The sequence below is a fragment of the Salinivibrio siamensis genome, from assembly GCF_001996005.1.
GTDB classification, from domain to species: domain Bacteria; phylum Pseudomonadota; class Gammaproteobacteria; order Enterobacterales; family Vibrionaceae; genus Salinivibrio; species Salinivibrio siamensis.
The window spans coordinates 1-6,621 of the sequence record NZ_MUFB01000049.1 but is presented as its reverse complement, the minus strand read 5'-3'; the positions used below and the strand labels follow the sequence as shown (position 1 = coordinate 6,621).

At 49.4% G+C, this 6,621-nt stretch carries 4 protein-coding genes and 3 rRNA genes; 6 read left to right on the top strand and 1 reads right to left on the bottom strand.

The annotated features are described in order from the left end of the window. Both BZG73_RS15755 and rrf read left to right on the top strand, forming a co-directional pair. A 23S ribosomal RNA gene (locus tag BZG73_RS15755) occupies nt 1-139 on the top strand; the annotation flags it as partial. Nucleotides 140-254: 115 nt separating this feature from the next. After that, a 5S ribosomal RNA gene (gene rrf / locus BZG73_RS15750) occupies nt 255-370 on the top strand. A 406-nt stretch (nt 371-776) separates the two neighbouring features. Here rrf and bamD read toward each other — a convergent pair. Further along, entirely contained in the window at nt 777-1,502 is a 726-nt protein-coding gene (gene bamD, locus BZG73_RS15745; protein ID WP_077668808.1) for an outer membrane protein assembly factor BamD, read from the bottom strand. A gap of 198 nt (nt 1,503-1,700) precedes the next feature. Between bamD and rluD the strand changes: the two genes are divergently transcribed. The 4 genes from rluD to BZG73_RS15725 all read left to right on the top strand — a co-directional run. Beyond that, nucleotides 1,701-2,675 (top strand): 23S rRNA pseudouridine(1911/1915/1917) synthase RluD, encoded by a 975-nt coding sequence (gene rluD / locus BZG73_RS15740; RefSeq protein ID WP_046074616.1) that lies wholly within the window; start codon nt 1,701-1,703, stop codon nt 2,673-2,675. Further along, nucleotides 2,675-3,397, top strand: coding sequence for a peptidoglycan editing factor PgeF (pgeF, locus tag BZG73_RS15735; protein ID WP_077668807.1), 723 nt, complete (start codon nt 2,675-2,677; stop codon nt 3,395-3,397). The genes rluD and pgeF overlap by 1 nt, the downstream gene beginning before the upstream one ends. A gap of 77 nt (nt 3,398-3,474) precedes the next feature. Next, complete coding sequence (clpB, locus tag BZG73_RS15730; protein ID WP_077579593.1) at nt 3,475-6,051, top strand: ATP-dependent chaperone ClpB; 2,577 nt, start codon at nt 3,475-3,477, stop codon at nt 6,049-6,051. A gap of 474 nt (nt 6,052-6,525) precedes the next feature. Next, a 16S ribosomal RNA gene (locus tag BZG73_RS15725) occupies nt 6,526-6,621 on the top strand; the annotation flags it as partial.

The window sequence follows — 6,621 nt, the reverse complement described above, 5'->3', positions numbered from 1 at the left end:
GCTGGCCCCGAGATGAGTCATCCCTAGAGCTTCGAGCTCTCTAAAGGGTTGTTCTAGACTAGAACGTTGATAGGCAGGGTGTGTAAGCGCTGTGAGGCGTTGAGCTAACCTGTACTAATTGCCCGTGAGGCTTAACCATACAACACCCAAGAGGTTTTGGGTTGGACTTGAAATAAGCCAGTTGATTGTGGCGAGAACGAACAGCTTTCTAGATTAMGTGTTTTGACTGAAAAGTGAAGACACACCAAATTTTGCTTGGCGACCATAGCGCTTTGGACCCACCTGACTCCATGCCGAACTCAGTAGTGAAACGAAGCAGCGCCGATGGTAGTGTGGGGTCTCCCCATGTGAGAGTAGGACATCGCCAGGTTTTGATTGCTTATCTTGTTGATAGCTCGATGCTTTTGATATCTGCGATGCTCATGTATTGGCATACACTGCGCGTCTCGATTCAAAATCCTCATCGCATCAAACAAGATAACCTAATTAAAGCAGCTACATGTAAGACTTTAATTAGCAGAAACACCAAGCCCTGACCTCACGGTCGGGGCTTTTTTGTATCTATAGCAAGATATCACGCGTCTTGATTCAATAACTTACCGCTTCAAACTCTATAAACCGTTATACCTCAATAATGTATATCTGTGCCCACTCAACGCGGAAGCCGAGAGTCGATTCCAATATTACTCGGTAAAGCGCGCTTTTCACCGGTAATCTATAGACATAAAAAAACCTCCTTTGCGGAGGTTTTGATTATCAAGCTTGTTGACTCGCTATTACGCTGGATTCTTGGCGATCAGTTTTCTTGTTCGCTCTGCGGGTTCATCGAGTCCAAGCTTTTCATAGGCTTTAAGCATTAAAGGGAGTGACGCTCTGGCCGCTTCTGTATCAGGGAAGTCACGCTGCAACGCTTGGCAACGATTAACCGCGGCAACCCAAGCTTCTCGACGAATGTAGTAATCTGCTGCGGCGAGCTCATAGTTAGCAAGGCGGTTTTTTAATGCGGTCATCCGCGCTTTGGCATCTGCGGCATACTCACTGTTTGGATAGCGCTCAAGCAGGCGACGAAAATCGGCAAATGCTTTGCGTGCTGGCTGAGGATCTCTGTCGTCCCGCTCCATACGAAGAATATCGTGAATGAGGCTACGATCTTGCGCCATATGGGTAAGGCCACGCATATAAACCACCCAGTCACTTTCTGGGTGCGCAGGGTGCATACGCATAAAACGATCAATGGTTGCCTCGGCTAAAGCCAAGTCATCATTTTTGTAATATGCATAAATCAGATCCAGCTGCACTTGATCAGAATAAGCACCAAAGGGATAGCGTGAATCCAGTGCTTCCAGCTTTTCAATAGCGGTTATCCAAGCCCCTTGATTTAACTGCGCTTCAGCATCCTGATACAGTTTGGATGGCGGATCGTCTTGGACGACTTGGTCGTTACTTGAACAACCGGCGAGTAGAGAGGCTGCGAATAGTGCAGTCAGGGTTAGGCGTTTCATGGGTTATCGCACTTCCTTGAAAAGTTTTTATGCCATCTGGATTACGGTCGCAGCGGCAAACAGATACAATGTCATTATTCCGGCTATTTTATCCAGTGACAGGCGACTATAGCAAAAGGCGTTGATAGGCGATATGCCGAGCGCCACTATAACGACTGTCGCGAGGGTTTAGTCATAGAAATCATAGAAAAGTTCGATATGGCACAACAGATAGAATTATCCCACCAGATCCAAGACCATCAACTAGGTCAACGGCTTGACCAAGCCATTGCTGAGTTGTTTCCTGACTACTCACGCTCTCGGATCAAGACTTGGATCCAAGCCGGCCAGGTATCACTCGATGGTGTGACCATTGATAAGCCGCGCCAAAAAGTGATGGGCGGAGAAAACGTTGAGATCACTGCGGAAATTGAAGATGACGATCGCTGGATAGCGCAAGATATTCCGCTAGATATTGTCTATGAAGATGATGACTTGTTGGTGATTAATAAACCTGCGGGGCTGGTTGTTCACCCAGGCGCAGGTTGCCCTGATGGCACTTTACTGAACGGTCTGTTGTATCGTTATCCGGAAATTGGAGACGTACCTCGGGCAGGGATAGTGCATCGTTTGGATAAAGACACCACGGGATTAATGGTGGTCGCTAAAACTATTCCGGCACAAACCCGTTTGGTGCGTGCGCTACAAAAGCGGAAAATTACCCGTGAATATGAAGCCATTGCGATTGGTAATATGACCGGTGGGGGGATGGTGGATAAGCCGATTGGCCGCCATTCGACCAAGCGTACCCATATGGCCGTGCATGAGCTAGGTAAACCCGCGATCACTCATTATCGCGTCGCAGAACATTTTCGTGGTCACACACGATTACGGTTGCGGTTGGAAACGGGCCGTACCCACCAGATCCGTGTCCATATGGCCTACTTAAATCATCCTCTAGTGGGTGATCCCTTATATGGCGGGAAGGCCAAACCGCCTCGTCACGCTGACGATGAGCTTGTACAAAGTCTGCGCCAATTCCGACGCCAGGCATTGCATGCGGCCATGCTACGCTTAGATCACCCTGTTAGCGGTGAGTTGATGGAATGGCATGCACCGATCCCCGACGATATGGTGGCCTTGACTGAACGGTTAAGAGACGATCAAACCCAATATGGAGAAGAGGACTACTGATGTATTGCCTTCAGCCTGATTGGCCCGCTCCGAGTAACATACGAGCGCTGACCACCACGCGTATTGGTGGTGCCAGTCAAGGGAGCTTTTCGGGTTGGAATCTTGGCATGCATGTTGGCGACGCCCCTGAAGCTGTGGATCAAAATCGCGCACTGCTTGCACAGCAGGTGAGTGGGGATATCACTTGGCTTGAACAAGTCCATGGTACACATGTTGTCCACTTGCCGACTCGCTCGCCTCATCCACAGGCAGATGCGGCCTTCACCGATACGACGGGTCAAGTGTGTACCATCATGACGGCTGATTGTTTGCCTGTGCTCGTTTGCAGTGACGATGGTCAGCAAGTCGCGGCTGCCCACGCAGGTTGGCGAGGTTTATCGTCTGGCGTGTTAGAAGCGACGCTATCTCAGTTTTCCGATCCCAATCGATGTCTTGCCTGGTTAGGGCCAGCCATTGGGCCACAGGCTTTTGAAGTTGGGGAGGAGGTGATCGAGGCGTTCGTAACGCACTCACCGCAGGCGATGTCGGCATTTACCGCAAAAGGAAACGGTAAGTATTTTGCTGATCTTTATCACCTTGCGAAGCAACGACTCCAACAGGCTGGCGTTACTGCTGTTTATGGTGGGGAGTTTTGTACCTACCAGCAGGCGGATCAGTTTTATTCGTATCGACGAGATGGGCAAACAGGCCGGATGGCAACCTGCATCTGGCGGGTGAAATAAAATCGACAAAGGTGCTTGAAAAGCGCCGCAACCGTGCCCATTTATTCATCAACTAGAGGTGTTAAGTGGGAGGAACTATGCGCCTTGACCGATTTACGAGTAAATTCCAAATTGCGATTTCTGATGCGCAATCACTGGCATTAGGGCGAGATCACCAGTACATCGAGCCTGTTCACTTGATGACCGCACTCCTGAACCAAGACAGCAGTGCCATCCGCCCGTTATTGACCATGCTGAATGTGGATGTGAGCCAGCTGCGTTCCAGCCTTTCTGAGTTATTAGACCGCTTACCACAAGTAACGGGTACCGGTGGCGAGGTTCAGCTTTCAAACCACCTGGGTACGTTATTTAACCTGTGCGACAAAATCTCGCAAAAGCGTAAAGATAAATATATCTCGTCAGAGCTTTTTGTTTTGGCTGCGGTGGAAGATAAAGGTCAGTTGGGCGAGCTGTTACGTAGTCACGGTTTAACATCGCAAAAGGTTGAAGAAGCGATAGAGAAAGTCCGTGGTGGGCAGCAAGTGGATGATCCTAACGCGGAAGAGAACCGCCAAGCCCTCGAAAAATTCACCATTGATCTTACTGAGCGTGCAGAGCAAGGCAAGCTCGACCCTGTCATTGGCCGTGATGATGAAATCCGTCGTACGGTGCAAGTGTTACAACGCCGTACCAAAAATAACCCAGTGCTGATTGGTGAGCCTGGCGTGGGTAAAACGGCCATCGTGGAAGGCCTGGCTCAACGCATTGTGAATGGTGAAGTGCCAGAAGGACTTCGTAGCAAACGCGTACTCTCTCTTGATATGGGCTCACTGGTCGCAGGCGCGAAATACCGTGGTGAATTTGAAGAACGTTTAAAAGCGGTGCTGAATGAACTGGCCAAAGAAGAAGGCAATGTCATTCTCTTTATCGACGAACTTCACACCATGGTGGGCGCAGGTAAAGCTGAAGGGGCCATGGACGCGGGCAACATGCTTAAGCCTGCCTTGGCACGTGGTGAACTCCATTGTGTGGGGGCAACTACGCTGGATGAATACCGACAGTATGTGGAAAAAGATGCGGCACTAGAACGCCGTTTCCAAAAAGTGTTGGTGAGTGAGCCGAATGTCGAAGACACGGTGGCCATTTTGCGAGGCCTCAAAGAGCGTTATGAGTTGCATCATGCGGTAGAAATTACCGATCCGGCTATCGTAGCTGCTGCGAGTTTGTCACACCGCTATATTGCTGATCGGCAGCTGCCAGATAAAGCCATCGATCTGATTGACGAGGCTGCGTCTAGTATTCGGATGCAAATAGACTCTAAGCCAGACTCACTCGACAGGCTTGAGCGTCGCATTGTGCAACTGAAGATAGAGCAGCAAGCGCTGGAAAAAGAAGAAGACAGTGCGAGCCAAAAGCGCTTAGAAACGCTTCGCGACGAGCTAGAAGCAAAAGAGCGCGAGTATGCAGAATTAGAAGAGGTCTGGAATACTGAAAAAGCCGCTGTATCTGGTGCTCAACACATCAAAGCAGCGTTAGAGCAAGCGCGTACTGACATGGAAATCGCACGTCGAGCCGGCGACTTGAGTCGGATGTCAGAGCTGCAATACGGCAAGATCCCTGAGCTAGAGAAGCAATTGGATCTTGCCAGCCAAGCAGAGATGCAGGAAATGACGCTGCTTAAAAACCGTGTCACGGATGCAGAGATTGCTGATGTTATCGCACGGCAAACAGGCATCCCAGTGTCGCGTATGCTTGAAAGCGAAAAAGAAAAGCTGCTCAAGATGGAGTCAGCATTGCATGAACGCGTGATAGGGCAAGATGAAGCGGTGAGCGCTGTTGGTAATGCTATTCGCCGTAGCCGTGCCGGTTTGGCGGATCCGAATCGCCCAATTGGTTCATTTCTCTTCTTGGGCCCAACGGGGGTAGGTAAAACCGAACTTTGTAAATCACTGGCTGAATTCATGTTTGACAGCCGTGATGCCATGGTACGGATTGATATGTCCGAATTTATGGAGAAGCATTCCGTGGCTCGCCTTGTGGGTGCACCCCCAGGTTATGTGGGTTATGAAGAAGGGGGGTATCTGACCGAAGCGGTACGTCGTCGCCCTTACTCTGTCATTCTGCTCGACGAGATAGAGAAAGCTCACTCGGATGTGTTTAACATCTTGCTACAGGTGCTGGATGATGGGCGCCTGACGGATGGTCAAGGCCGCACTGTCGACTTTCGCAATGCGGTGGTGATCATGACGTCAAACCTTGGCTCAGAGCAGATTCAGGCGCATTTCGGTGAACTGGACTATGCGGGTATAAAACGCACCGTGATGGAAGTGGCTGCAAATCATTTCCGTCCAGAATTCATCAACCGAATCGATGAAGCGGTGGTGTTCCACCCATTAGCCGAAGACCACATCAAAGAGATTGCAGGTCTACAGATGCAAGAGCTGGCTCATCGTATGGCCGAAAGAGACTTTAAGCTTGAGGTCTCAGACGCAGCCTTGGCAAAAGTGGCTAAAGGTGGCTTTGACCCCGTCTATGGTGCGCGTCCACTCAAACGTGCTATCCAGCAGACAATTGAAAACCCGCTTGCTCAGCAAATTCTAAGTGGCGAGCTGATACCAGGGCGGCCTGTTTTCCTCGATGTTGAAAACGATCAAATCATCGCAAAACAGGACTGATAGATACTTATTGAGCGAAAGCCACCGACTTTAGGTGGCTTTCTGCTTAGTTTTCGCATGGAAATGCTCAGTAATAATGCACCTTGTTGGCTTTTTGCTCGCTTAACATGTTTTTATCAAAAACTCCTTGCGTCAAAAAATCACCTCTCTATAATGCGCTCTCGTTGGCACGGCAAGTCGCGCTAACAACGGCAAAACAAACAAGCAAAACAAAATGCTTGACTTGTTGCCAAAGTGGCGTAAGATGCCACTCCCGCTCAAGATTGAGCGGCGCTCTTTAACAATTTGACCTATGCAATCTGTGTGGGCACTCGTTGAGAATAGACAAAAAGATTTATTCGATGAACTGAGTGACCAAACGACAACTTTTAYAGTTGTTCGGCACAGTCAATTCGTTTGTCTCGTAAGAGACGAACAAAACAGTATTTATCGAGCCGTTTGTCTTTCCTTTTGGGAAAGCAAACACCAAAAMTTAAATTGAAGAGTTTGATCATGGCTCAGATTGAACGCTGGCGGCAGGCCTAACACATGCAAGTCGAGCGGAAACGGCAGTATTGAAGCTTCGGTGGA

What these genes read in the sequence shown, in the direction of transcription:
- bamD (WP_077668808.1), bottom strand. Translation starts at nt 1,502, where the DNA reads ATGAAACGCCTAACCCTGACTGCACTATTCGCAGCCTCTCTACTCGCC.
- rluD (WP_046074616.1), top strand. Translation starts at nt 1,701, where the DNA reads ATGGCACAACAGATAGAATTATCCCACCAGATCCAAGACCATCAACTA.
- pgeF (WP_077668807.1), top strand. Translation starts at nt 2,675, where the DNA reads ATGTATTGCCTTCAGCCTGATTGGCCCGCTCCGAGTAACATACGAGCG.
- clpB (WP_077579593.1), top strand. Translation starts at nt 3,475, where the DNA reads ATGCGCCTTGACCGATTTACGAGTAAATTCCAAATTGCGATTTCTGAT.